Below are 25790 nucleotides of genomic sequence, written 5' to 3'. Positions count from 1 at the left end.
AAAATAGCACCGGGGATACCATACTGCAAATCCAGTCCGATGGTGGTGATCGGCCCGGCAGACGGCTGCATGTATGGGCGAACAAGGGCAAAGACAAAAGCAGAGGCAACTACAGGATGTATGTACGGTGCGAAACCGATGACGATGAGTCGGGATATGAACCTTCCCCTGGGCAGGGGAAGGTCAGGAGTTAGTGGCCGGAGAGTTGACGGTCCAGGGTGCGCTGCAGGGATTTGAGCCAGCGGCGCTGGTGGTGTTGTCGGGCTTGCAACAGGTGCTGCTCGATGATTTTCGGCAATGCCTCGTCCATCGGGATGGGCGCGGCCTCCTGGATATCCAGACACTGGATCAGATGCAAACCCATAGGGCTGCGCAGCACCGGGCTCAAGGCCCCCAGCGGCAGGGCAAACAGGCAGCGATCCAGCTCGGGGTAAAGCTGGCCCGGGGTGACCACGCCGATGCGGCCACGCTCCATGGCGGTCGGACACTCGGAGTGGCGCAGTGCCAGCTCGCCAAACTGGTGGGGCTCGGCCAGCAGGATCTCGCGCAGCCCCAGCATGCGGGCCTGAACTTCCGGCTCGCTATCCGGATTGTCATCCTCGGTGGTGATCAGGATATGGCGCACCTCGCGGCGCTCCGGGCGCAGGAAGCGGCGCGGATGATCCAGATAGTAGCGGCGTGCCTCGCTGTCACTCATCGCCGGGACATCGGCACTGCACAGCGTCAGCACCTCGTTGACCCTGAGCTCATGGCTCAGGGCCTGCAGCAATTCGGCATCGCTGATGGCCGCTTGCTGCTGGATCTGCAACAGAGTGGCTTCCGAGCCGTACTGGCTCACCAGCTGGCTGCGCGCCTGATTCACCATCTGCGGCGTCACCTGTACCTGGCTGGCCAACTCGCTGGCCAACACCAGATCTTCCAGCGCCAGTTTGCGGGCCAGTTGCCGCTCCAACTCCGGAAGCTGCTCGGCGGACAGATCCCAGGGCAAGGCGGAAAAATTTGCCAGCGCCAGTTGCCAGCGCGGATAGGCGTGCCAGCTCATAGGGTCACCTCCTCGCCACTGCTCGAACGCAGGGTGTTGCGGCCCAGCGGGCGTTGGCCTTCAAGCGGCATCTCACCCAGGGGTTTGAGCGGCCAGCGGATGGCCGAACGCGGCACCTGTAGCAGACGCGCGCCAAACAGCACCTCGTAGACCAGCGGTTGCTGATCCCGGCGCACCGACATCACCTGGCCCCGATCCCCGGCCAGCGCCAGCAGCTTGCCCTCCATCGCCAGCGCGCTGGCCGCCTCCACCCAGTCGCCGAACTCGAAGTCGCTGTCAATCCAGGGCGCATCCCCCGGGATCAGCTCCTGCTCGCGGCAGCCGACTGTGTAGCCGAGCTCGACGAAGTGGACCTGATAAATCACCTGATCCTGCAAGATGGTGCCGACATCGCGCACATAGCCCAGCGTGCCCTTGCGCACCAGCAGATCGCCGCGCTGCTTGCCCGGAAAGCTGCCATCGTCCCGCACCGCCCGCACCAGACGTACCGGCGCGCCGTAGTCAAATTGCGCATCCCTCATAACAGCACCTCCTGCAATTGACTCAGCGGAATAAAAAACGGCTCCAGACGCTGGTAGACCTTGAGGCTGGAATTGCCACGCACCGGCTGATGGTGGAAGGTCTGATAGGCCTCGGCCAATAACTGTTGCGCCAGGGCGAAGCGACCCGCCTCGTCCAACGTCGAGCCGTCGGCGGCACTGAGCGCCTGATGGAAGCGGTGCATGATATGCAGGCGGCTGATGCGTACCTGCTCTGTCTCAAAGGGGAGCTGGAAATGGCTCAGAAACTCTTCGGCAGTCTCCAGCTCATCCACACCCGGCAGGGTTAAAAACCACTCCATAACACCTCCTCGTTCATCCGATTGACTGCATGTGACCGGCAGAGCAAGGTGCGGTACAAGGCCCGCAGCTCGCCCTCGTCAGGATTTCGTTTGCGGTTTTCCGCAAATTGGCGGATCGCCTGTAACACCGGCTCGGCATCTCCGTCGGCCAGTGGCAAGCCGAGCGCGGAAAAGATGGCCATCACCCCGTGACGGCCCGAATGCTTACCCAACACCAGACGATGCTCGCGGCCCAGCAGATGGGGATCGACCCCCTGATAGTTGCGACAGTCCTTGAGCAGACCATCCACATGCAGGCCGGACTCATGGGTAAAGGCCAGATCGCCGACCAGCGGTTTTTGCGCGGCAATCTGCCGCCCGGCCGCGGCCGCGACCTGCTGGCACAGACCGGGCAGCTGCAGTGGATCGATCCCGGTCTGGCGGCCATAACAGTGGCTGGCGGCCAGCACCACCTCCTCCAGCGGCGCATTCCCGGCTCGCTCGCCCAGTCCAATGACAGTCGTGTTGGCGTGGGTCGCACCGGCGCGTAGCGCGGCCAGGGTATTGGCGGTGGCCAGCCCCAGATCGTCATGGGCGTGGATCTCCAGTTGGCCGTGCCAGTGCTGCCGCAGCAGGCTGATGCGCTCGAAGGTGGCAAAGGGATCGAGAATGCCTAGTGTGTCGGCAAAGCGCAGTCGCTCGGCCCCCAGCTCATGAGCCAGGCGGGCAATCGCCGTCAGCTCGTCGGCCGTGGCCCGGGAGGCATCTTCACAGCCGATACAGACCCGCAACCCGAGCGCACGGGCCCGCTCCACGGCCAGCATCAGGCGTTCGTCGGCCTGCTGGCGGCTGATGCCCAGCTTGTGGGCCAGCATCTGCGCCGACAGCGGCATGGAGATATCCACCCACTCCACCGCCAAGCGTGCAGCCTGCTCGACTTCCGGCAGCGTAGCGCGGCACCAGACCATCAACTGACTGTGACGGATTTGCGCCCGGACCGCGGCGATGCGCGCACACTCCTCCGGGCCCATGGCTGGAATACCGACTTCCAGCTCGGGTACACCCGCCGCCTCCAGCGCCAGGGCAATGGCGATCTTCTCATCCCGGGTAAAAGCCACCCCGGCTGACTGTTCGCCATCCCGCAGGGTGGTGTCATTGATGATGATGGGTGCAGTCTGTTGCATACGCGCTCCCTTGGCCAATCCATAGCGAGATACAGCAAGAGCCGTTCCATGAAATAATCGTTGTTATTCAATGGATTGTGTTTCTATATCCGCCACAACACCACGCCAACGCCTCACATTGTGGGAATTACGACAACCCCATCCCGACTGACTAACAGTTAAGAGGTTCGGGAGAGACACCCTCTCTCGCCAACACGCCGTAAACCCTTCCATGGGGGCTCGATGGCGGCATCCCTGCCGCCAACGGTTGGCTCAACAGGCTATCTCTCCTTCGCTAGCTGACTGGCATTCCCTACTCCTCCCCCCTTTCTTTTCCAAGGAGGAGGCAGGGAGGGGGTTCTCTTTGAGCGCAAAAAAAGAGCCGCAGGGATGCGGCTCAAGGGTTGAACAGAGGAGGTTATTGTTAGCCGTAAGCCGGTGCAAACTCGCCATGGCTGGCCAGTTGCGGCTTGTTCTGTTGCCAGTAGGGCGACAAGGAGCGCAGGCGCTCGATGATCATCGGCAGTTGCAGGATCACCTGATCGATCTCCCGCTCGCGGCTAAAGCGCGACAAGGAGAAGCGGATACTGCCATGCGCCGCCGTGTAAGGAATGCCCATGGCGCGCATCACATGAGAAGGCTCCAGGGAGCCGGAGGTACAGGCGCTCCCGCTGGAGGCGGCAATTCCCAGCTGATTGAGCATCAGCAAGATGGCCTCCCCTTCGACAAACTCGAAGGCGATATTCAGGGTGTTCGGGGTACGGTTCTGCGGATCGCCGGTGACCATGGCGCAGGGTACCGCCGCCAGCAGCGCCTGCTCCAGCTTGTCACGCAAGGCGCGGATCGGCCCCTCGAGCATGGACATATGCAGCTCGGCCAGCTCGCACGCCATGCCTAACCCTATGATACCGGCGCTATTTTCGGTACCGGCGCGGCGTCCGCGCTCCTGATGGCCGCCACGCAACAGCGGCCGGAAGCGGGTGCCACGGCGCACATACAGGGCCCCGACCCCCTTGGGGCCATGCAATTTATGGCCGGAAAACGACAACAGATCGATGGCACTGCTGGCCAGATTGATGGGCATCTTGCCGACCACCTGCACCGCATCGGTATGAAACAGAATGCCTTTCTCCTTGGCCATCTGCGCCATCTCCAGCACCGGGAACAGGGTGCCGGTTTCATTGTTGGCCCACATCACCGACACCAGCGCCACCTGGTCACTCAGCAGGGCGGCGTAGGCGTCCAGATCCAGACGGCCCTGGCCATCCACCGCCAGACGATGGATCTGGTACCCCTGGCGCTCCAGGTGTTCGCACACTTCCAGAATGGCCGGATGCTCGACCGCGGTGGTGATGATCTGCTTGCGCTCCGGCAACGCCTCTACCGCCGAGAGCAGCGCCGTGCTATTGGCCTCGGTGGCGCAGGAGGTAAAGACGATTTCGCTGTCATGCTCGGCACCCAGCAGGGTCGCGACCTGATGGCGCGCGGCCTCCAGCGCCTTGCGCACCGGCTCGCCAAAGCCGTGGATGGACGAAGGATTGCCATAGTGCTCGGTCATAAACGGCATCATGGCTTCGAGCACCATGGGATCGAGCCGGGTCGTGGCGTTGTTATCCAGATAAATGGCTTTCATGGCATTACTCCTTGCTGGGACCTTAGGCAACGGCTTCGGTGACGCTGACGACCTGCACATAGCGGCCGAGGGCTTCCATCAGTTTTTGCTGGATCCAGGCCAGCGTCATGTCGGTCATCATGCAGCCCATGCAGGCACCGGAGAGGGCGACCTCGACCTTGTTCTCGCTGACGCCGATCAGCGCCACATCGCCACCATCGGCCTGCAGATGGGGACGCATGGATTCCAATACCGCCTCGACCTGTACCCAGACCGAGCTGCGTTCGGCCACCGGTTGGGGCGTTACCGGGATGGCCACACTGCCGGATTTGGCATAGGCACTACTCTTGACCTCGCCACAGGCACCGCTGGCCAGCACCTTGTCCAGCACCTGCTCAATCTTCTCGTGGCAGGTGCTGCAACCGCCGCCAGCCTTGGTGTAGTGGATGACTTCCATCAGGGTGGTCAGGCCGTTCTCTTTCACCGCCTTGACGATCTTGCCCTCATCGACGGCGAAGCATTTGCAGATCAGTGCACCCTCTTCATGGTCATCGCTCCACACCTCGCCCCGGTAGTTGGCAATCGCCGCTTCCAGCGCTTCGCTGCCCATCACCGAACAGTGCATTTTTTCCGGGGGCAGGCCGTCGAGGTACTCGGCGATATCCTGATTGGTCAACTCGGCGGCCTGGCTCAGCGTCTTGCCGATCACCAGCTCGGTCAATGCCGAGGAAGAAGCAATGGCGCTGCCGCAGCCGAAGGTCTGGAACCCGGCGTCGGTGATGATTTCAGTCACCGGATCCACTTTGAGCATCAGGCGCAGGGCATCCCCGCAACTGATGGAGCCGACATCGCCCACCGCATTGGCATCGGCCAGGATCTTGGCATTACGGGGGTTGAAGAAGTGATCCTTAACTTTCTCTGAATAATTCCACATATGCTGTTCTCCCGCCCTGAATTAACAACTGGAGCCGACCGCGGTTGGCTCGCAGCGACCCGTATCACACTGGCAACCGGCTGGTTGCAACTTGATTTCCAGACCCGTCTCACCCTGGCGCTCGGCCAGCGTGATGACGGCTCCCTTGAGTTGAGGCCATTGCCGACGATCCGCCACCAGGCTCAAACCCGGCAGATCCAGCCGCAGGTCGTCACCCAGCATCTGCGAACTCCAGCCCACCGCCAGCTTCCAGCCCTGACAGGCATCGCCGCTGACGACGAGGCGCAAGCCAAAGTGCGGCTGGGTCAGGGATTGTTGCAGCGCCTGCAGGGTCGCCAGGGCTTCGGGCTGAATGTCGATCATGATGGGAACTCCTCAAACAATGACCTCAGAACAGGAGCAAGGGCTGCGCCAAAAAAATAATTGTTATAAATCAGATAATTGGATAATTAAGAAGTAAAAAAGAGGCCACAAATGCCCGTCGATTGTCGACTTTGTCACACTAGCGACAGAAATAACGGCAGTGGCAATAGTGTCAGGTAGCACGAAGAGTGACGGCGCTCGAAGCTCCGATGAAAAACGGCATTAACGCTTGGAAATCAACTGCCTCCCGTGCGGTTTGCTCGCTATGATTAGGGAAGTATCCACTCACCCCCTGTCACTATGAGCAGTACGCCAACCCGTGGAACCGATGCCTGGGTCGAACGCATCAGCAATAAAGAGATGCCCGCCTTGTGTTCAACCGTGCGCATGCTGGAGCAGATGGCCAAGGACGACACCGCCTCCCTGGCCCACCTTGGCCAGTCGGTGCTGCATGATCATGGCCTCACCACCCGCATCCTGCGGGTCGCCAACAGCGTCACCTACAGTCGCAGCGGCAATCAGGTCACCACCATGAGTCGCGCCGCCGTGCTGCTCGGCTTCAATGCCCTCAAACACATCTGCATCACCGCCACCCTGGTCGATAGCCTGCTCAAGAACCGGGATATCAGCCAATCGGTGTATGACCGCCTGTTGCGGCTGATGGCGCAATCCTTCCATGCCGGCATGCTGAGCAAGATGTTGCTGGAGACCCATGATGAGGAAACCCGGGAAGAGGCGTTTATCGCCGCCTTGCTGCACAACCTGGGCGAGAGCGCCTTCTGGAGCATGGGTGGGCCGCTGGCCGAAGAGTTGGATGACAAGCTCAGGCTCAACCCCGATGCCGAGGAGGAGGTGGTGCGCGATATGCTCGGCACCAGTTTCAACAAGATGAGCATTGGTCTGGCCAGCTCGTGGAATATGGGCAAGCTGCTCATCGCCTCGCTCACGGATCCGGACCGCCGGACCCCCGAAGTGCAGGCCATCAATCTGGCAAACCGCTTTAGCGCCCTGATGATGAACCCGCACACCACCCAGGCCCAACTCCAGCAGGGGCTGAATGAATTGGGCAAGGTCATGGAGCTCGATGCAGCCCAGGTCAAGCAGAAGGTCAAACGCTGCAACTTCGATGCGGTGCGCCTGAGTACCACCTATGGTGCCCGCATGCTGACCCCCTATCTGGACAAGGGCGCCAATGCCCTGTTATTGCCGGAGCAGGAGCCAGAGCCAGCCCCGCAACCGGTTGAATCCAGCGAGGCGCTGCAACTGCGCATGCTGCGGGAGCTCACCTTCCTGACCCTGGAAAAGGCGGATATCAACCTCATCATCCACACCGCGCTGGAAGGCATCTATCGTGGCATCGGCATGGATCGGGTGCTGGTATTGATGCTCAACCGGGAGAAAAACCGGCTCACTCCGCGCTTTGTCACCGGCCAGCAGGGGGACTTGCTTAAACAGCGTTTCACTCTGGATGTCAGCGCCCGCAATAACCTGTTCAGTCAACTGCTGAGCAAGCAGGAGCCGCAATGGATCACCAGCCTCACGGATCCGAAGTGGAGCCCGCTGGTAAGCCCGGAGCTGCGTACCGCTGTCTATAGCAAGGGATTTTTCATCGCCCCCATCATAGTCGAGCAGCAATCCATCGGCCTGTTCTACGCCGATCGCGCCGATAGCAAACGCGTCCTCAGTCGCGACGACTTCTTCAGCTTTACCCACTTCGTGCAGCAGACCAATCTCTGTCTCGCCGCCGTGATCAAGCAAAAGGAGTAACCCGCCCGGCCGCCGGGAAATCGCGGCCTCACGCACATTTTTTAGATTAATGACTCCAAGTAATTCCCATATGGCCCCAAAGGCCGTAGCATGGATTTCCGAAAAAGATAGGGATATCAGAAAGAAATCCAACTTTATCCGCTTTGCCGCATGGACGCACAGGGCCCTTCCTGGCTGTTGAACGCCAGACCCGCCATCCATACGCCGCCGATCAAGTTCTATCCTCTGAGCCCATCCGCGCCACCGATCAGCAACTGGGAGCTGTAACCTAGTGGCGGTAGCTTGGCCCACGCGCAGCGGCTTGCACTGATCCTTGGCCTAAATAACCGCCCCATCGACCGGGAAGCACACGCTGGCACGCCGTGAACCCATCCATGGGGGCTCCGCCGCGCCATCCCTGGCGCGGAGGGTCAGCTTAGTGCTACCTAAGCCGCTGAGCTGAATGACCTACTATTCGGAACAGTTAGTTAGAGATCGATTAGTTAGAGATCGGAAAGCGGGCTACGCACCCCGTTCGCTCCTTGCTGCAATACATGGGTGTAGATTTGTGTGGTCCGGACATCGGAATGGCCCAATTGCTCCTGCACGGTGCGAATATCCGCGCCCCGGGCCAGCAAATGGGTGGCGAATGAGTGACGCAGGGTGTGGCAACTGACCGGCTTACCAAAGTTGAGTTGCCGCGCCGTGGCGCGCACTGCTTTTTGCAGGGTGGACGGGTCCAGATGATGGCGACGCAACGCCCCGTCCCGCGGATCCCGACTCAGCACCGCCGAGGGGAACAGATAGTGCCAGCCCAGCTCCTTGCAGGCCGACGGGTATTTTCGCGCCAGCGCGGTGGGCAAAGCCACACCGGCATATTGGTCGTTCAGACAATCGCTCAAGAAAAAGCGTTGGGCATAGGCAATCTGCTCACGCAGAGCCGGGATCAGCTCGGAGGCCAGGGTAACCCGCCTATGCTTGCCGCCTTTGCCGTTCCAGACCATGACACAGAGATAGTTGAAATCCAGATCCTGAATGCGCAGCCGCATCACCTCCATCAGCCGCAGGCCGCTGCCATACATGAGTTGCGCCAGCAGTCGCAGCTGCACCGGCATCGCCAGCAGCAAGGCGCGCACCTCGCTCTGGGTCAGCACCGTGGGCAACTTGGGGGCTCGCTGGCTACGGGTAAACTCCATCTGCAACTGCAGCGGCCGTAGAAGGATGGTCTTGTAAAGAAACACCAGCGCATTGAGCGCCTGAGCCTGGGTCTTGCTGGCAACCCGACGCTCGGTCGCCAAGTGGGTGAGAAAGCTCTGTACCTCGGCCTCCCCCAGGTTCGATGGATGTTGCATCTTATGAAAACGGATAAACGCGGTGATCCAGTGCAGATAGGCTTCAATCGTTGCCATGGCATAGCGCAACAACAGCATCTGCTCATAGATACTGGCCAAAAACGGCGAATGGGGTTTACGCATAATAGCCACCTCGGACATATGTATATATAACCAGTATATATCCGAGTGAGACAAGCAACAGACTAAGTGGAACTTTTCCGCATTGTTACAAGAACTATGCAACGCCACGCCCATAACCCCATGGGCCATATAGGGCTTTTAAACCCCGGCGTTGTTTCCATCCACAGACTATGTCGAACCTTTCCCCGTACTATGGAGGAATGGTTCCGGACAATAAGTTGTTGTGCGGTTTTCCAAGCAATTGAGTTGTAGTGGCAAGAGCGGTTATCGAATCGGGCAATTTTTGAATCCTGCTGGTCTTCGAGCTCGGTTGTTGGGGTTGGGTGAATCAACCAAACCAATGCGCTGTCAGCGGCATCTTGGCGGCCAATTGAGGTTCAGTTTGAATATCAGCAATGGCGCTGTTTTCTACTGTGGTGTTAGCAGGTCCAGGTTAAACATCGACATCAGCGCCTTGTTCTTCTTTGTTCCAAATAAATCCGAGAACCATGCCTGCATCAGCGGCGGTTCTTTGCTTTATCAGGTTTGGCTGGTACGGATATTTGAGCGTTCTATTCTTCGTGACGCTGTTCAGGCCAATCTGTTTCATCGGCTTTATCTCGTTGTTGCCCAAGCGGCTGGCGGCGCTAGCTTCATCGCAACGGCACAACAAAAGTTTAAACACCGGACTGGCTATACGCAGCCGCTCCTTATTCAACACCGGTTGCAGCCAGCCGGTTAAACAGACGTTAGGCATATAAATGTACGGAATCCCAGAAAATTTTGATCTTTCCATTATTCTAGGTTCTGACCTGAACATGATCAGTCAGGGGCGCTATGACATTCAATTTATTTTTGACGCAGGCACCAAAATCTGCCTTCAAGGAATTGCATCTGTTCTACAAAGCGGAACTGAAATAGCTATATGGAGTGAAGAAAAAAATTGGTCTTCTCTGGGGTTTCAAAAGCTACTCAACCAATCCGTTGAAAGTGTATTGGTTTCAAATAGAAGACTAATAGAAATTCATTTTAAAAATGGACTCGTATTACAGTTACATGATAGTTCAGATCAATATGAGTCTATGCAAATTTACTTTCCGAATGATTCATTGCCTTCGGTTATTATTTAAAAAGCCTAACAAAGTGCTCCAGCTCGCGCACTGCGTGCGCTGGACAGTTTGTAAGTCGCAGTTTTGTGGTTTTGCTGCTCAAAAATAACCCACAAAACTGCGACTTACAAACTGCCGCTGAGCACAGCGTTGTGCGGTTTTCCAAGCACTTGAGTTGTAGTGGCAAGAGCTGTTTTGATAGCTGGCAATATTGAATCCTGCAGGCCTTCGAGCTCGGTCGTTGGGGTTGAGTGAATCAACCAAACCAATGCGCTATCAGAAGCATCTTGGTGGACAATTAAAGTACAGTTGGAATGGCAGCAATAGCGCTGTTTTCTTCTGTGGTGTTAGCAGTCTAGGTTGAACATCAGCACCAATGCCCTGTTCTTCTTTGTTCCAAGTAAATCCAAGAACCATGTCCACATCTGCGGCGGTTCTTTGCTTTATCAGGTTAGGTAGTTTCGGATATTAAGGCGCTCTATTCTTCGTGACGCTGTTCAGGCCAATCAGTTTTGGCAGCTATATTTCGTTGTTGCCCAAGCGGCTGGCGTTGCTGGTTTTATCGCAACGGCACAACAAAAGTTTAAACACCGGACTGGCTATACGCAGCCGCTCTTTGTTCAACACCGGTTGCAGCCAGCCGGTTAAACAGACGTTATAACGTCTATGAAGCTGTCTCATATTTATCAAGGAATGAAATGGAAGAATATTGGAATCCAATGGTTCCTGAGCTATCGGTCTCGGACTTTAATAAATCACTGAGTTTTTATCGTGATCTGCTCGGTTTCAAAGTTAGAAATCAGCGGCAAAATCCAGATTTTGCTTATCTTGAGCTTGAGCGAGTTCAGATCATGATCGAGCAGATACATCAGAGTGCTTGGATTACTGGTAGCTTAGACTCGCCATTCGGTCGAGGCGTAAATTTTCAAATGGAGTTATCAGATATTGGCTCTGTATACAGCCAACTTAAGGCAGCGCAAGTTGAGCTGTATAGAGAACTATCTGAAGCATGGTATGACATTGGCGATAAACTCTCTGGTCAGCGTGAGTTTTTAGTTCAAGATCCAGACGGCTATTTGTTGAGATTTTCGCAGTATTTAGGTGAAAAAAGTAAGTTGTAAATCGTGTTATAACAAATAGTTTAAGTCGTTCGCTTCGCTCACTGGGACGCGCATAAAGCCGCGCGCCCCATAACTAAAATGTTAGATTTTATACTGAAATTAGACATTAACAATATCGAGGGTATCGATGAAAAAAGAAAATAAAACTCCAAATAAATATCTATTGTATCTTTTTGCTTTTGTCATTGGTTCTGGCGTCGGATATTTGATAGCTTATATTTCTTCAGTAAAACCATCTATTATTCCAATTACATCTGCACTTATTGGTTTTTTTGTCGCTCTGATCGTCCCATTCTGGCAAGCAAAATTTGTTAATGCACCTAAATTATCTGTTGAGATAAATGCTATCCGAAGAACAGTAAGTGATACAGCTTTAATATCTATTGACGAAGAACCAGAACTTAGAAGTCTAAAAAATAGACATGGGCAAGCACCTTATATTCTTGGAATGGATTATAATGAAATCGTTTTTGAAAAACCTAATAAGCGAGGAGGATATACTCTATCACAGACCGAAGAGTTGTTAGCAGATGCTAAGCAACGTCTTAGAGATTTACCAACACAAATTGAAGAGCGAAAAAAAGAACTTGATCGGGTAGCTTCCCTAACGCCACAAACTTTAACAAAATATGAATGTGATAAACTAAATGGGCCAATTGCACCCGAAGTTGAATATGAGCAGGATGAAAAAGATAAAATGATTGACTCATTTCGGGATGCATATCAAAAAAGATTAGATGGACTTGAAAAGCGCTATGCTGAGCTTCAAAGCAACCTTCCAGCGATGGAGCGAAAAATTGAAATATTAAAAAAAGAACTCGTGGATAACAGATCTTTTTTTACAGTATCAGCATCTCTCATAAATTCAGGTCGAACTAATACAGCAATAAAAGTCCCAGCTTTATTGCGAGTTTCTATTGGTGAGGGGAATTATATAGATCTAAAGTTATCCCTGAAAGATTTTGAAAACAAATCAGAAATATCTGCCAATGGCACCAGAATAATCACTTTCGAATCATCAGAAGTATCGTCCTTACCAGAAGAAGATAGAAAATTAATCAATACATACTGGGGGCAATCTGTAAGTTCAAGGCTACTATTAGAAGATATACATTCTAGCATATACTCATCCAACACTATTGCATTTGCAGAAGGGTTATATCAGAAAATAATATATGACAGATTAGCTAGAGCTGCCAGCACAGATTTCCACAGTAAATGAATCTGCCCAATCTAACAAAAACTTAATGTGGGACGGTTTTCAACCGCCCCATAAGTTGAAGTTAGGTAACACCCAGGTTATAGGTGAACATTTTGAACAAAAAAACAATTCTCCTCGGATTGAGTTATGGCCTACTTTGGTATGCCGTTGTATCTTTTATTTATCATTTCGAACTCACATTCCCAACATCATCGTGGGCCGCCTCAATCATAAAAAACGAGGAGTTGTCCGATTTTTTAAAAATTCTATCTATTAGGGCATTATGGGCAACGGAGTTTGATTTACACATTTTGTTGGCGGCCGCTCCAGCAGGTTTTTTGATAGCTAAATTTTATCCAGATCATTCACTCAAAGTCATCATGCGAATTTCGCTAGTCGCTATAGCTTTGTTATCAGTAATACTGCTTGCAGTTTTACCGAGGTATGTCCCACTATATTTCTCCATACCGTACATAACTATCAGTTTTGTGATTTTATTATTTATCTCTGTCAAATGCGCCCAGTATGTATATGCTAAATTCAGTGCTGATAATACCTAACAAATAGTTTAAGTCGTTCGCTTCGCTCACTGGGACGCGCATAAAGCCGCGCGCCCCATAACTAAAATGTTGTATGTAATCCAAGTTCAAAAGTTATAGCGGTGAACAGCGGCGGCAATAGCTGGTTTCATCTGGCACGGCGTGTATTAGAGCTCTGCTGTAACAGGTTTAGGGTCCATACCCTCGACTCCCCGCTCCGGCCAACCTGTCTGGTGTTTTGAGTCCGAGGTGAACAGCTGCAACTGAGGTTGTTTCTTCGTGCCCAATCGGCATAGCAATATCATCAGGGCCGAAGGTTGTTTCTTCTTTAGGCTCTCGGCCATGCAACAACGGCCAAGTCCCTGGTGGCCACAGAAGCGGCGTTTCAATGCGGCACAGTGGTTCATACAACAAAAGTTTCAACACCGGACTGGCCAGTAAGCCGCGGTTCATTATTTCGACATCGGCTGCTGGCCAGCCGGTTAAACAAATCGTTGTGCGGTTTGCCAAACAATTGAGTTGTAGTGGCAAGAGCGGTTGCAATAGCAGGCAATATTGAATCCTGCTGGCCTTCGAGCTCGGTCGTTAGGGTTGGGGGAATCATTAAAACCAATGCGCTGTCAGCAGCATCTTGGCGACCAATTGAGGTTCAGTTTGAATGGCAGCAATCGCGCTATTTTCTTCTGTGGCGTTAGCTGCCCAGGTTAAACATCAGCACCCGCGCCCTGCTCTTCTTTGTTCCAAATAAATCCGATAACCATGCCCACATCAGCGGCGGTTCTTTGCTTTAGCAGGTTGGTCAGATTCGGATATTGAAGCGTTCTGTTCTTCGTGACGCTGTTCAAACCAATCTGTTCATCAGCTCTATTTCGTTGCTACCCAAGCGGTTGGTGTCGCTAGCTTCATCGCAACGGCACAACAAAAGTTTAAACACCGGACTGGCTATACGCAGCCGCTCCTTATTCAACTCCGGTTGCAGCCAGCCGGTTAAACAGACGTTAAATGCCATCATGATAAGTCAAATCATCAGACAGCTCACCTGCTACTCAATATTGAATGAAGAACTCATATTTGAAACCAAAGTCAGCGATTTTAACCTTGAAGCATTTCAAATTGAATTTGGTGTAGACACATGCAACCCAATGTTTGACTCTTACAAAATAAACGCTGACAACTTAAAATTTATTCTTCAACAAATAAAAATAGCTAACACCATCGATTGGGATTTTGATCGTTTCTCATACTACATTGAAACACTCGGTGAGTAGGCATTTAACAAATAGTTTAAGTCGTTCGCTTCGCTCACTGGGACGCGCATAAAAGCCGCGCGCCCCATAACTAAAATGTTAGGCAGACAAGCAAGGAGGCGCCCATTGGCAACAGAAGGAACCTGGAGGCCGCACTCATTTGTTACTGGCACCAAGTATAAAGTGGTTAAGAATTACACCTACCGAAATTCCAAATTTATTGCGGGAACAATTGTTGAGTTTGATTGTTCCGGATACGAACGGTATGACTGCACTTCGCTATTTAGATTTTACTTTAAGAAGTCATTATTTCATAAGCGAATCGAGCTTGTATGGAACCTACATGATAATGAACCTGACAGCAAAATTTCTGAGTATTTTTTAGCAATTGAACCCTAATGCTTAGTGTAGCAGTCTAGCCACCGGGACATGTTTAAGTATGCCAGTTGTAGAGTAAGACGAAAATTGTTCCTTCGATATATGCATTATACGGCCTAACCAATAGTTTAAGTCGTTCGCTTCGCTCACTGGGACGCGCATAAAGCCGCGCGCCCCATAACTAAAATGTTGTGCGGCTTTCCAAGCAATTGAGTGAATAGTTGCAAGAGCGGTTTAAATAGCTGGCAATATTGAATCCTGCAGGCCTTCGAGCTCGGTCGTTGGAGTTGGGTGAATCATCCAAACCAATGCGTTGTCAGCGGCATCGTGGTGGTCGATTTAAGTTCAGTTTGAATACCAGCAATGGCGCTGTTTTCTTCTTTGATGTTAGCGGTCTTGGTTAAACATCGGCATCAGCGCTCTGCTCTTCTTTGTTCCAAATAAATCCGAGAACCATGCCTGTATCAGCGGCGGTTTTTTGTGTTATCAGGTTCGCTTGGCTCGGGTAAATCAGCGTTCTATTCTTCGTGACGCTGTTCAGGCCAATCCGTTTCGGCTGCTTTGTTTCGTTGTTGCCCAAGCGGCTGGCGTTGCTAGCTTCATCGCAACGGCACAACAAAAGTTTAAACACCGGACTGGCTATACGCAGCCGCTCTTTATTCAACACCGGTTGCAGCCAGCCGGTTAAACAGACGTTGTGCGGCTTTCCAAGCAATTGAGTTGTAGTGGCAAGAGCGGTTTTGATAGCGGGCAATATTGAATACTGCTGGTCTTCGAGCTCGGTCGTTGGGGTTGGGTGAATCAACCAAACCAATGTGTTGTCAGCAGCATCTTGGTGGGCAATAAAGTTCAGTTTGAATGGCAACAATGGCGCTGTTTTCTTCTGTGGTGTTAGCAGTCCAGGTTAAACATCGGCATCAGTGCCCTGTTCTTCTTTGTTCCAAATAAATCCGAGAACCATGCCCACATCAGCGACGGTTCTTTGCTTTATCAGGTTGAGCTGGTTCAGTTAATACAGCGTTTTATTCTTCGTGACGCTGTTCAGGCCAATCTGTTCATCGGCGATATTTCGTTGTTGCCCAAGCGGCTGGTGTTGTCAGCTTTATCGCAACGGCACAACAAAAGTTTAAACACCGGACTGGCTATACGCAGCCGCTCTTTATTCAACACCGGTTGCAGCCAGCCGGTTAAACAGACGTTGTGCGGTGTTCAAAGTAATACGGTTGTAGTGGCAAGAGCGGTTTAGATAGCTGGCAATTTTGAATCCTGCAGGTCTTCGAGCTCGGTCGTTGAGGTTGGGTTAATCATCCAAACCAATGAGCTGTCAGCAGCATCTTGGTGGCTGATTAAAGTTCAGTTTGAATGGCAGCAATGGCGCTGTTTTCTTCTTTGGTGTTAGCAATCCAGGTTGAACATCGGCATCAGCGCCCTGCTCTTCTTTGTTCCAAATAAATCCGTGAACCATGCCAATATTGGCGGCGGTTCTTTGCTTTATCAGGTTGGGCTGGCTCGGATATTGAAGCGTTCTTTTCTTCGTGACGCTGTTCATGCCAATCGTTTTATCGGCTCTATTTCGTTGTTGCCCAAGCGGCTGGCGTCGCCAGCTTCATCGCAACGGCACAACAAAAGTTTAAACACCGGACTGGCTATACGCAGCCGCTCCTTATTCAACACCGGTTGCAGCCAGCCGGTTAAACAGACGTTAGCTGATCACAATGAATACTGAACATCTGAGAGACATCTACCTTAAGCAGGTTAATGAAGCATTAAATAGATTAAATGCTTCTGAGGTTTACTATGAACGGTATAAGAACACTGAAGAGATTTATGAAATTGAATCATGCATTTTACAGCTTAGAAAAACATTAGAATGCATTGCATTTGCTGCCATCGCACCAAACAAGACAGCATATGAAAAATTTAGAGACAAAGACTTCACCAAAGACTTTAACGCCAAAAAAAATAACAACACAACTGAGTGCCATCAATAAGGATTTCTACCCAAAACCGTTGTTACCTGCTGTTCGCACCAAGGATCATGTTTGGAACTTCGCAAAAAAGGAAAGCGGATTTCTCACTCAAAGTCGATTTGAAAAATTATATGATCGATTAGGGAAATATCTTCACGCTGATAACCCCTGGGGTAACGACAAAGGATTGTTGAATTTTGCCAATGATTTTCCTTCGTTCGTCAAAGAAATTCAAAACCTCCTGGCCTTGCATGTAACATCAATTGTTACACCATATTTTAACGGTGTATGGGTTGTTGAATCGGACTCAAATTTATCAAGAGCAAGAATCATCACAGCTGAAGCAGCCAATGAATTTAAGCTCACCAGCTAACAAATAGTTTAAGTCGTTCGCTTCGCTCACTGGGACGCGCATAAAAGCCGCGCGCCCCATAACTAAAATGTTGTGCGGTTTTCCAAGCAATTGAGTTGTAGTGGCAAGAGCGGTTTAAAAATCAGGCAATTTTGAATCCAGCTGATCCTCGAGCTCGGCCGTTGGAGTTGGGTGAATCAACCAAACCAATACGCTATTAGCAACATCTTGGCGGCCGATTTAAGTTCAGTTTGAATGGCAGCAATGGCGCTGTTCTCTTCTGTGGTGTTAGCAGCCCAAGTTAAAAATCAGCATCGGCGCCCCGCTCTTCTTTGTTCCAAATAAATCCTAGAACCATGCCCACATCAGCGGCGGTTCTTTGCTTTATCAGGTTGGTCAGGTTCGGATATTGAAGCGTTCTATTCTTCGTGACGCTGCTCAGACCAATCTGTTTCATCAGCGATATTTCGTTGTTGCCCAAGCGGCTGGCGTCGCCAGCTTCATCGCAACGGCACAACAAAAGTTTAAACACCGGACTGGCTATACGCAGCCGCTCCTTATTCAACATCGGTTGCAGCCAGCCGGTTAAACAGACGTTGTGCGGTATTCAAGCAATAATGGTTGCAGTGGCAAGAGCGGTTGCGATAGCTGGCAATATTGAATCCTGTTGGCCTTCGAGCTCTGTAGTTGGAGTTGGGTGAGTCAGTCGAACCAATGCGCTGTCAGCAGCATCTTGGTGGTCAATTGAAGTTCACTTTGAATACCAGCAATGGCGCTGTTTTCTTCTCTGGTGTTAGCAGGCCCAGGTTAAATATCAGCATCAGCGCCTTGTTCTTCTTTGTTCCAAATAAATCCGATAACCATGCCTGCATCAGCGGCGGTTCTTTGCGTTATTAGGTTCGGCAGGCTCTGGTAAATCAGCGTTCTATTCTTCGTGACGTTGTTCAGGCCAATCGTTTCATCAGCTTTATTTCGTTGTGGCCCAAGCGGCTGGCATCGTTAGCTTCATCGCAACGGCACAACAAAAGTTTAAACACCGGACTGGCTATACGCAGCCGCTCCTTATTCAACACCGGTAGCAGCCAGCCGGTTAAACAGACGTTAGCGGTAAACCATGCGCATATTCACCACAACACTAGCGATTTTACTTGCATCACAATTACATGCCTCGCAGGGGGAAGAGATGAACTCATATCAACAAGGAATATATCAACGCAGAGTGGCTGAGGCGCATGAACTATGGGCAACAATGAAGGTGAATGGCTTCACTGAAAACACAAAGGCAGCGCTGGACTTTGTGTTCTTTTCAAATTCAGAAAATGAAGCACTTGAATTAATGAAATCACTTTCTGAAAACTATACCCTTGAGCTATCAACAGCGCATGAACCAGGCTACTTTTTAATTAAAGGTACAACACGTCCATACGGTTATGAGTTCACCCAAGAACAATGGTTGGGTTGGGTTGAGTACATGGTTTCAACCGGCTTCTCACATAACGCAGTTTTTTCAACATGGTCAATCTATGATCCAGCGTCGAAAAGCACTTGGTCATCCGAATCGATTGAAGTTGAGTAACACGTCCTACTCCACCGCTAACAAATAGTTTAAGTCGTTCGCTTCGCTCACTGGGACGCGCATAAAAGCCGCGCGCCCCATAACTAAAATGTTGTGCGGTTTGCCAAGCAATTGAGTTGTAGTGGCAAGAGCGGCTGCGATAGCAGGCAATATTGAATCCTGCTGGCCTTAGAGCTCGGTCGTTGGGTTGGGTGAATCAACCAAACCAATTTTGTTGTCATCAGCATCTTGGTGACCGTTTGAAGTTCAGTTTGAATAGCAGCAATAGCGCTGTTTTCTTCTTTGTTCCAAACAGGCCGGTGAACCATGCCAGCATCGGCGGCGGTTCTTTGCTCTATCAGGTTGGGCTGGTTCGGATATTAAGGCGTTCTATTCTTCGTGGCGCTGTTCAGGCCAATTGTTTCATCGGCTTGATTTCGTTGTTGCCCAAGAGGCTGGCGTTGCTGGTTCATCGCAACGGCACAACAAAAGTTTAAACACCGGACTGGCTATACGCAGCCGCTCTTTATTCAACACCGGTTGCAGCCAGCCGGTTAAACAGACGTTGTGCGGTTTTCCGAGCAAATGAGTTGTAGTGGCAAGAGCGGTTTCAATAGCAGGCAACATTGAATCCTACTGGCCTTCGAGCTCGGTCGTTGGGGTTGGGTGAACCAGTCAAACCAAGGCGTTGTCAGCGGCATCTTGGTTGGCAATTAGAGTTCAGTTTGAATGGCAGCAATGGCGCTGTTTTCTTCTATGGTGTTAGCAGCCCAGCTTAAACATCAGCATCAGCGCCCTGCTCTTCTTTGTTCCCATTTGGGCCGTGAACCATGCCCACATCGGCGGCGGTTCTTTGCTTTATCAGGTTGGTCTGGTTCTGGTAAATCAGCGTTCTATTCTTCGTGACGCTGTTCAGGCCAGTCTGTTTCAGCGGCTTAATTTCGTTGTTGCCCAAGCGGCTGGCGTTGCCAGCTTCATCGCAACGGCACAACAAAAGTTTAAACACCGGACTGGCTATACGCAGCCGCTCTTTATTCAACATCGGTTGCAGCCAGCCGGTTAAACAGACGTTGTGCGGTTTTCCAAGCAATTGAGTTGTAGTGGCAAGAGCGGTTGCGATAGCAGGCAATATTGAATCCTGTTGGCCTTCGAGCTCGGTCGTTGGGGTTGGGCGAATCAGCCAAACCAATTTTGTTGTCATCAGCATCTTGGTGGGCAATTAGGGTTCAGTTTGAATACCAGCATTGGCGCTGTTTTCTTCTGTGGTGTTAGCTGCCCAGGTTAAATATCAGCATCAGCGCCCTGCTCTTCTTTGTTCCAAGTAAATCCGAGAACCATGCCCACATCAGCGGCGGTTCTTTGCTTTATCAGGTTGGTCTGGTTCGGATATTAAGGTGTTCTATTCTTCGTGACGCTGTTCAGGCCAATCTGTTTCATCAGCTTTATTTCGTTATTGCCCAAGAGGCTGGCATAGCTGGTTTCATCGAGGCGCACAACAAAAGTTTAAACACCGGACTGGCTATACGCAGCCGCTCTTTATTCAACACCGGTTACAGCCAGCCGGTTAAACAGACGTTAAGTGATAAACCATCATGAGCAACAATGTAACTGATCGTGTAATTCTTAAAGAAATTTATGATGCGTACTACCGTGATTTTTCATCATTCGATATAGAAAATCCACCAAGAGAAAGTAAAATATATGTCCCAATTGACTGTCATTTAATTGCAAAAAAACTAAACATTGATGCTGACATAGTGTTTGGTCGTCTTTATTATCACCTGGACAAGAAGCATGGATATATACAAGCTGATGGCAAACATGTTCACTTATTCGCGCATTCAATAGGCAAAGATAAACATGCGGTTCACTTCCCTTTACTATCAGCCGTACTAGCCGAACATGACCAATCATTTTACAGATTCATTATCCCTCTATTAATATCTACTCTGGCGCTTGTTGTTTCCATTTTTGCAATATATCAAACAGCACTTAACAAATAGTTTAAGTCGTTCGCTTCGCTCACTGGGACGCGCATAAAGCCGCGCGCCCCATAACTAAAATGTTGTGCGGTTTTCCAAGCAGCGGTGGTAATAGGTACAAGAGCGGTTGCGATAGCAGGCAATATTGAATCCTGCGGGTCTTCGAGCTCGGTCGTTGAGGTTGAGTAAATCATCCAAACCAATGCGTTATTAGCAGCATCTTGATGGCCGATTGAAGTTCAGTTTGAATGGCGGTAATCGCGCTATTTTCTTCTTGGGTGTTAGCCGTTCAAGTTAAACATCGGCATCAACGCCCTGCTCTTCTTTGTTCCAAATAAATCCGAGAATCATGCCTGCATCAGCGGCGGTTCTTTGCTTTATCGGGTTGGTTAGGTTTGGATATTACAGCGTTCTATTCTTCGTGACGCTGTTCAGGCCAATCTGTTTCGGCGGCTTTATTTCGTTGTTGCCCAAGCGGCTGGTGTTGCTGGTTCATCGCAACGGCACAACAAAAGTTTAAACACCGGACTGGCTATACGCAGCCGCTCTTTATTCAACACCGGTTGCAGCCAGCCGGTTAAACAGACGTTGTGCGTGTTGCCAGTGATGAGTGGCTCCAGGGCAAGAGCAGCTTGTAGTTGGCCGCAGAGAAATGGCCAAGTGTTAGAGGACCGTCTTCCGCTCTGGCGTAAACTCCGGCCCGGCACGTTGTCAGCAAGCATCTTGGTTGCTTCGTTCTGGCCAACCTTAGGCATCGGCCTCGGCGCCCTCGCCTTCTCTGTTCCAACAGGTTGGCCAGCAACATCGGCTCCGGTGCCTGTTCTTAGTCCCAACTCGTGAGTTTGAACGCCAGCCTTAGCGTCTCTTTCTGCTTGGCGCTGTTCTGGTTCAACAAGTCATCAGACTGGTTTCGTTGTTGCCCAAGCGGCTGGCGTAGTTAGCAGCAGTTCTGGCACAACAAAAATTTCAATCGGACTGGCCGTAAGCAGCCGGTTTATCATTCACAGGTTGGCATCGGCCAGCCGGTTAAATAGACGTTAGGCATTTGAATCATGGAATCGAATTCAGCAGTCATCACTTTGTTGATTTTTTCTTCACTATTAGTGATCGCTTTCAGCTATTGGTTATGGCGCAAGGGGCGCATCGGTCGCTTTGCGGTTATCGGATTATTGACCTATATATCTATCAGCTCATACCTTGCCTTTTATCCATCCGATTCTTTTTACAAATCCGAGTTCGAAAGAATAACAGATATTAAATTCCCTAGTTCGGGAGTTTTCATTGAGAAACAATCTTCATACCCAGATATTCATGGTGACTATTCTTCTTGTGCCTTATTCACAGTATCACCAGAAGACTTTGAATATATAAAGTCAAAGATTGTGGCAACCCTTGAAGCCGAAATGAGCAGAGAGCCGAATCCATGTGTCGCCCACAACAAATGGCAGAATAGACTACCAAGTTATTTATACTCCTTAACGAAAGAATCAGAAGGTGAAAATCGTGAATGGGGGTTATTAAAAGGCAATAAAGTATATTTTTCTTTTGGTAGCCAATAGCTGCCTAACCAATAGTTTAAGTCGTTCGCTTCGCTCACTGGGACGCGCATAAAGCCGCGCGCCCCATAACTAAATTGTTAGGTGGCTCACATGAACCGCGAGAAAATATTCAAAGCTAGTCGTTTCAAAGCGCTGTTGCTTTTTGGTGTCGCAGGTCTTTTCGCATGGACTGGTCTCCATATGACTGCCAGCCAGCCTTTATTTGGGGGGGCCACTGCGTTGTTATTCGGGGCGATTGCACTCATAGGGGCACTAGTTTTGGTGAAAGGTGGCGTCACCCTTCGGCTAGACGAAGAGGGGGTCGAAATGGTTGGATTGTTCAAGACCAGCCACTTCCGTTGGAGCGACATTGAATCAATTCGCATGGCCAAAATCCGAGGAGCGACTGTGATCGCGCTGAACTACAAGAGTGGTGGCGCTCGGCGCAGCCAAGTCTCGCGCTCGCTTACCGGAATGGATGCGGCTGTTGGCAATATGTACAACATCTCACTTAAGGATCTTGCTGAAACGTTGATCGAGTGGCATGAGCGCTACGGAAACGCCACATAACCATTCCCTCTCGTCAAACGTTAGGCAAATCATGAACCAGCGCACGTTATATAATGGTATTCGTGGGAATAAAAACCCTAACAAATAGTTTAAATCGTTCGCTTCGCTCACTGGGACGCGCATAAAGCCGCGCGCCCCATAACTAAAATGTTAAATTACTCGAAGGTTCTTATGGATGATAAAATAAAAGCATCATGGGCAAGAGCACTTCACCCAGAAACACTAAAAACTAATATCATCACAGCATCAATTTTCTCAATGGCATTCGAAATGCTAAAAAATAGCATTATTGACAAAATTAAAGGCTTCTATGCGGATGGACTTAATGATGCTGGATTAACCATCAGTCAAGAATATAAAGACAATGTACTCTCTCTTAATAAAAACGTTTTATACGCATCATTGAAATGGCTACAAGAAATGGATGCCATAGATGAAAATGACATATCAAGATTCGAACACATAAAAAAGTGCCGAAACACTCTGACACATGAAATGTTAACTTTTGCTTCATCTGGTGTTGATTTTGATATTCCTACAGCATTTCAAGAAATGATTAATTTACTACGAAAAGTAGAACTATGGTGGTTTGCTAATTTTGAAATGGCTATAGATCCAGAAGCATACCCTGATGACCTAAATTTAGATGATGTTATTCCAGGTCCGGTCTGGAGTCTTCAGATGTTAATCGATGTTGCTTTAGGCCCAGAAGATGTAGCTAGGAAATACTATGATCACTTCATGAACAATGCGTAAGTAATTTAACAAATAGTTTAAGTCGTTCGCTTCGCTCACTGGGACGCGCATAAAGCCGCGCGCCCCATAACTAAAATGTTATGCATTCCTAACTCATGGCCGCGCTGGCAAACAAAGATATGATTTATGAAAATTAGTAACTATGGATTCATCGTTATGGGTCCAGAATACAATCCGGAAATACACACTGCCACAATAGAATCGCCATGCTTCCGAACTTGTGTTATCGCGGTTGAATCATTACAACAAGCATGCTTGGCCGCAGATAAAATGATATCTAACGGGGTTCAGGTAATTGAGCTATGTGGAGGATTCAACACGTTCGACTCAAAAGAAATCATAAAACACATCAATGGCATTGTTCCAGTTGGGCATGTCTGCTTCACTGATGAAGAAGAAATTAAAATTGCAGCGTTGCTTGATAGATAAACTTTGCATAACAAATAGTTTAAGTCGTTCGCTTCGCTCACTGGGACGCGCATAAAAGCCGCGCGCCCCATAACTAAAATGTTATGCATAGGGGTTATCGATGACAAATTTACTAGGTTTATTTATTCAAATTCTCCAACAGTTAAACGAAGCAAAGTTGGGATGGCTCGCAAATGCAATTTTGGTTTCAATAACACTGTTAAGTATTATTTGGTTTATCGCTCTTGTACTTTACAGCCCAAGAGTAGTAAAACTAAAACAGGGAATAATCAACACAGCGGTGGCGGTCAAACCAAAACTATCCGAGCTTTTTTCATCCCCGTACGACAAGACTTCCTCTAACAATAAGATTATTTGTGGTGTCACAATTGTTTTTAATTACATATACGCGATACTTTCTTTCTCCTATGCACTTATATTTCTATCAATCGCATTAGGTTTTGCTATTGACGGTGAACTACCATTACCAAAGACAGCGATTGCATATGGCTGCACAATTGCATTTTTTGTATTCACACGTTTTTTTAAATGTCAAGGCGACAAGTGGTTATATACTCTTCGCCAGAAGGCGGTGCATAACAAATAGTTTAAGCCGTTCGCTTCGCTCACTGGGACGCGCATAAAGCCGCGCGCCCCATAACTAAAATGTTGTGCGGTTTTCCAGGCAATTGAGTTGTAGTGGCAAGAGCGGTTGCGATAGCTGGCAATATTGAATCCTGATGGCCTTAGATCTCGGTCATTGTGGTTAGGTGAATCATCCAAACCAATACGTTGTCAGCAGCATCTTGGTGGCCGATTAAGGTTCAGTTTGAATACCAGCAATGGCGCTGTTTTCTTCTGTGGTGTTAGCAGTCCAGGTTAAACATCAGCATCAGCGCCCTGCTCTTCTTTGTTCCAAATAAATCCGAGAACCATGCTTGCATCAGCGGCGGTTCTTTGCGTTATCAGGTTGGTCTGGTTCGGATATTAAGGCGTTCTATTCTTCGTGACGCTGTTCAGGCCAATCCGTTTGATCGGCTTTATCTCGTTGTTGCCCAAGCGGCTGACGTTGCCTGCTTCATCGCAACGGCACAACAAAAGTTTAAACACCGGACTGGCTATACGCAGCCGCTCCTTATTCAGCACCGGTTGCAGCCAGCCGGTTAAACAGACGTTAGGCCATTTACTGTCACCACCATATTCAATAATCATTAAATCTCTTTACAACAACAAACGGGAGTCAAAAATGGAAATGTACGCTGATATCACTTTTGCACACAATAACAAAAGTGAGGAACTTGTTGATGCGATTACAAAGTGTATTAATGAAATCGACGAAGATGTTGACGTGACAGTAGAGGCCACCACAGACACTCAAACTTTAATATATTTCATGTCGGGCTCAGAAGGTCGTGACATTGTCAAATCAGTGATGGAATTACTGAAGAAATTAAAGTGTCAATTTGCCAGAGGATTCATAACTGGCGATGAAGATCCATATTGTTTATTGTCTGCACTTGATGGAAATAAAATCACAACTACCGAGTGCGACTTCGGAGACTATGAATACATCAATGAACTGGATGAAGATGAGATCCCCAAGAAACATATGAAACAATTCGAACTAGGCCCGGAAGCATATTATAACGAAGTATTTAGCACATGGTTGCAAGGCTTAGATAAAATTGACGGCCAGCAAGATTATAAAGAAGTAATTGACGGCGTTATCTCCATGTGTTGAAAAAAAGCCTAACAAAAAAATTAACATTGCTTCAGCCCTTCGGGCTTTCGCCGGACCCGCTACGCGGGCCGGTTATTTAAAATGTTGTGCGGTTTTCCAAGTAATAGAGTTGTAGTGGCAAGAGCGGTTTAAATATCAGGCAATATTGAATACTGCGGATCTTCGAGCTTGGTCGTTCGGTTTGGCTGA

30 protein-coding genes are annotated in these 25790 nt (G+C 49.9%); 17 read left to right on the top strand and 13 right to left on the bottom strand.

The window, feature by feature from the left end; genetic code table 11:
* Positions 1 to 190: 190 nt before the first annotated feature.
* The 7 genes from nifM to ACZYUB_RS07455 form a co-directional block, all read right to left on the bottom strand.
* Positions 191 to 1042, bottom strand: coding sequence for a nitrogen fixation protein NifM (gene nifM / locus ACZYUB_RS07485; RefSeq protein ID WP_463946813.1), 852 nt, complete (start codon positions 1040 to 1042; stop codon positions 191 to 193).
* Positions 1039 to 1563, bottom strand: coding sequence for a nitrogen fixation protein NifZ (locus tag ACZYUB_RS07480; protein WP_463946811.1), 525 nt, complete (start codon positions 1561 to 1563; stop codon positions 1039 to 1041). The genes nifM and ACZYUB_RS07480 overlap by 4 nt, the downstream gene beginning before the upstream one ends.
* Entirely contained in the window at positions 1560 to 1883 is a 324-nt protein-coding gene (locus tag ACZYUB_RS07475; protein ID WP_463946810.1) for a nitrogenase-stabilizing/protective protein NifW, read from the bottom strand. Before ACZYUB_RS07475 ends, ACZYUB_RS07480 begins: the two co-directional genes overlap by 4 nt.
* Positions 1868 to 3046: a homocitrate synthase gene (nifV, locus tag ACZYUB_RS07470; RefSeq protein ID WP_463946809.1), complete on the bottom strand. Its 1179-nt coding sequence runs from the start codon at positions 3044 to 3046 to the stop codon at positions 1868 to 1870. Before nifV ends, ACZYUB_RS07475 begins: the two co-directional genes overlap by 16 nt.
* A gap of 403 nt (positions 3047 to 3449) precedes the next feature.
* Positions 3450 to 4658, bottom strand: coding sequence for a cysteine desulfurase NifS (gene nifS, locus ACZYUB_RS07465; RefSeq protein WP_463946807.1), 1209 nt, complete (start codon positions 4656 to 4658; stop codon positions 3450 to 3452).
* Between the two features lie 22 nt (positions 4659 to 4680).
* Complete coding sequence (gene nifU, locus ACZYUB_RS07460; RefSeq protein ID WP_463946806.1) at positions 4681 to 5571, bottom strand: Fe-S cluster assembly protein NifU; 891 nt, start codon at positions 5569 to 5571, stop codon at positions 4681 to 4683.
* Between the two features lie 21 nt (positions 5572 to 5592).
* The gene (locus tag ACZYUB_RS07455; protein ID WP_463946804.1) at positions 5593 to 5934 is read right to left on the bottom strand and encodes a hypothetical protein; all 342 of its coding nucleotides are present in this window, start codon (positions 5932 to 5934) and stop codon (positions 5593 to 5595) included.
* A gap of 300 nt (positions 5935 to 6234) precedes the next feature.
* Here ACZYUB_RS07455 and ACZYUB_RS07450 point away from each other — a divergent pair, with 300 nt between their 5' ends.
* Complete coding sequence (locus ACZYUB_RS07450; protein ID WP_463946802.1) at positions 6235 to 7701, top strand: HDOD domain-containing protein; 1467 nt, start codon at positions 6235 to 6237, stop codon at positions 7699 to 7701.
* Between the two features lie 482 nt (positions 7702 to 8183).
* Here the strand turns inward: ACZYUB_RS07450 and ACZYUB_RS07445 are convergent, their stop codons facing one another.
* Positions 8184 to 9155, bottom strand: coding sequence for an integron integrase (locus ACZYUB_RS07445; protein ID WP_463946801.1), 972 nt, complete (start codon positions 9153 to 9155; stop codon positions 8184 to 8186).
* A 382-nt stretch (positions 9156 to 9537) separates the two neighbouring features.
* Between ACZYUB_RS07445 and ACZYUB_RS07440 the strand changes: the two genes are divergently transcribed.
* The 5 genes from ACZYUB_RS07440 to ACZYUB_RS07420 all read left to right on the top strand — a co-directional run bounded on the left by ACZYUB_RS07440 (position 9538) and on the right by ACZYUB_RS07420 (position 14372).
* Positions 9538 to 9876: a hypothetical protein gene (locus tag ACZYUB_RS07440; RefSeq protein ID WP_463946800.1), complete on the top strand. Its 339-nt coding sequence runs from the start codon at positions 9538 to 9540 to the stop codon at positions 9874 to 9876.
* Positions 9877 to 9895: 19 nt separating this feature from the next.
* The gene (locus tag ACZYUB_RS07435; RefSeq protein ID WP_463946799.1) at positions 9896 to 10264 is read left to right on the top strand and encodes a hypothetical protein; all 369 of its coding nucleotides are present in this window, start codon (positions 9896 to 9898) and stop codon (positions 10262 to 10264) included.
* 677 nt (positions 10265 to 10941) lie between these two features.
* Positions 10942 to 11364 (top strand): bleomycin resistance protein, encoded by a 423-nt coding sequence (locus tag ACZYUB_RS07430; protein WP_463946797.1) that lies wholly within the window; start codon positions 10942 to 10944, stop codon positions 11362 to 11364.
* Positions 11365 to 11491: 127 nt separating this feature from the next.
* Positions 11492 to 12586 (top strand): hypothetical protein, encoded by a 1095-nt coding sequence (locus ACZYUB_RS07425; RefSeq protein ID WP_463946796.1) that lies wholly within the window; start codon positions 11492 to 11494, stop codon positions 12584 to 12586.
* Between the two features lie 1330 nt (positions 12587 to 13916).
* Positions 13917 to 14372, top strand: coding sequence for a DUF7683 domain-containing protein (locus ACZYUB_RS07420; protein WP_463946795.1), 456 nt, complete (start codon positions 13917 to 13919; stop codon positions 14370 to 14372).
* A 757-nt stretch (positions 14373 to 15129) separates the two neighbouring features.
* Here ACZYUB_RS07420 and ACZYUB_RS07415 read toward each other — a convergent pair.
* Positions 15130 to 15594, bottom strand: a complete 465-nt coding sequence (locus tag ACZYUB_RS07415) for a hypothetical protein (protein ID WP_463946794.1) — start codon at positions 15592 to 15594, stop codon at positions 15130 to 15132.
* A 543-nt stretch (positions 15595 to 16137) separates the two neighbouring features.
* Between ACZYUB_RS07415 and ACZYUB_RS07410 the strand changes: the two genes are divergently transcribed.
* Together ACZYUB_RS07410 and ACZYUB_RS07405 are read left to right on the top strand one after the other, a co-directional pair.
* The gene (locus tag ACZYUB_RS07410; RefSeq protein WP_463946792.1) at positions 16138 to 16455 is read left to right on the top strand and encodes a hypothetical protein; all 318 of its coding nucleotides are present in this window, start codon (positions 16138 to 16140) and stop codon (positions 16453 to 16455) included.
* A 185-nt stretch (positions 16456 to 16640) separates the two neighbouring features.
* Positions 16641 to 17072 (top strand): hypothetical protein, encoded by a 432-nt coding sequence (locus ACZYUB_RS07405; RefSeq protein WP_463946791.1) that lies wholly within the window; start codon positions 16641 to 16643, stop codon positions 17070 to 17072.
* A gap of 280 nt (positions 17073 to 17352) precedes the next feature.
* Here ACZYUB_RS07405 and ACZYUB_RS07400 read toward each other — a convergent pair whose 3' ends face one another.
* Both ACZYUB_RS07400 and ACZYUB_RS07395 read right to left on the bottom strand, forming a co-directional pair.
* Positions 17353 to 17619 (bottom strand): hypothetical protein, encoded by a 267-nt coding sequence (locus tag ACZYUB_RS07400; protein ID WP_463946789.1) that lies wholly within the window; start codon positions 17617 to 17619, stop codon positions 17353 to 17355.
* Between the two features lie 172 nt (positions 17620 to 17791).
* A complete protein-coding gene (locus ACZYUB_RS07395; RefSeq protein ID WP_463946788.1) occupies positions 17792 to 17923 on the bottom strand; it encodes a hypothetical protein in 132 nt (43 codons plus the stop codon).
* Between the two features lie 242 nt (positions 17924 to 18165).
* Between ACZYUB_RS07395 and ACZYUB_RS07390 the strand changes: the two genes are divergently transcribed.
* Positions 18166 to 18627 (top strand): hypothetical protein, encoded by a 462-nt coding sequence (locus ACZYUB_RS07390; RefSeq protein WP_463946786.1) that lies wholly within the window; start codon positions 18166 to 18168, stop codon positions 18625 to 18627.
* A gap of 239 nt (positions 18628 to 18866) precedes the next feature.
* Positions 18867 to 19103, top strand: a complete 237-nt coding sequence (locus tag ACZYUB_RS07385) for a hypothetical protein (protein WP_463946784.1) — start codon at positions 18867 to 18869, stop codon at positions 19101 to 19103.
* A gap of 278 nt (positions 19104 to 19381) precedes the next feature.
* Here the strand turns inward: ACZYUB_RS07385 and ACZYUB_RS07380 are convergent, their stop codons facing one another.
* Complete coding sequence (locus ACZYUB_RS07380; protein ID WP_463946783.1) at positions 19382 to 19807, bottom strand: hypothetical protein; 426 nt, start codon at positions 19805 to 19807, stop codon at positions 19382 to 19384.
* A gap of 391 nt (positions 19808 to 20198) precedes the next feature.
* Between ACZYUB_RS07380 and ACZYUB_RS07375 the strand changes: the two genes are divergently transcribed.
* From ACZYUB_RS07375 to ACZYUB_RS07350, 6 genes are all read left to right on the top strand, one after another.
* On the top strand, positions 20199 to 20609 hold the full coding sequence (locus tag ACZYUB_RS07375) for a hypothetical protein (protein ID WP_463946781.1): 411 nt from the start codon (positions 20199 to 20201) through the stop codon (positions 20607 to 20609).
* A gap of 1031 nt (positions 20610 to 21640) precedes the next feature.
* A complete protein-coding gene (locus tag ACZYUB_RS07370) occupies positions 21641 to 22147 on the top strand; it encodes a hypothetical protein (protein WP_463946780.1) in 507 nt (168 codons plus the stop codon).
* Positions 22148 to 22237: 90 nt separating this feature from the next.
* The gene (locus tag ACZYUB_RS07365) at positions 22238 to 22696 is read left to right on the top strand and encodes an STM3941 family protein (RefSeq protein ID WP_463946778.1); all 459 of its coding nucleotides are present in this window, start codon (positions 22238 to 22240) and stop codon (positions 22694 to 22696) included.
* Positions 22697 to 22867: 171 nt separating this feature from the next.
* The gene (locus ACZYUB_RS07360; RefSeq protein ID WP_463946776.1) at positions 22868 to 23452 is read left to right on the top strand and encodes a hypothetical protein; all 585 of its coding nucleotides are present in this window, start codon (positions 22868 to 22870) and stop codon (positions 23450 to 23452) included.
* A gap of 126 nt (positions 23453 to 23578) precedes the next feature.
* Positions 23579 to 23881 (top strand): DUF6506 family protein, encoded by a 303-nt coding sequence (locus tag ACZYUB_RS07355; protein WP_463946775.1) that lies wholly within the window; start codon positions 23579 to 23581, stop codon positions 23879 to 23881.
* A 100-nt stretch (positions 23882 to 23981) separates the two neighbouring features.
* Positions 23982 to 24467 carry a hypothetical protein gene (locus ACZYUB_RS07350; protein WP_463946774.1) on the top strand — a complete coding sequence of 162 codons (486 nt, stop codon included), beginning with the start codon at positions 23982 to 23984 and terminating at the stop codon, positions 24465 to 24467.
* Between the two features lie 380 nt (positions 24468 to 24847).
* Here the strand turns inward: ACZYUB_RS07350 and ACZYUB_RS07345 are convergent, their stop codons facing one another.
* Positions 24848 to 25072, bottom strand: coding sequence for a hypothetical protein (locus tag ACZYUB_RS07345; protein WP_463946773.1), 225 nt, complete (start codon positions 25070 to 25072; stop codon positions 24848 to 24850).
* Positions 25073 to 25106: 34 nt separating this feature from the next.
* On the opposite strand from ACZYUB_RS07345, the gene ACZYUB_RS07340 reads away from it, so the two are divergent.
* Positions 25107 to 25601, top strand: a complete 495-nt coding sequence (locus tag ACZYUB_RS07340; RefSeq protein ID WP_463946772.1) for a hypothetical protein — start codon at positions 25107 to 25109, stop codon at positions 25599 to 25601.
* Positions 25602 to 25790: the final 189 nt, after the last annotated feature.

The organism is Pseudaeromonas sp. HNCC25DJ182 (genome assembly GCF_055413365.1).
The sequence above is the reverse complement of the archived record's forward strand: the minus strand, read 5'-3'. Positions and strand labels throughout refer to the sequence as shown.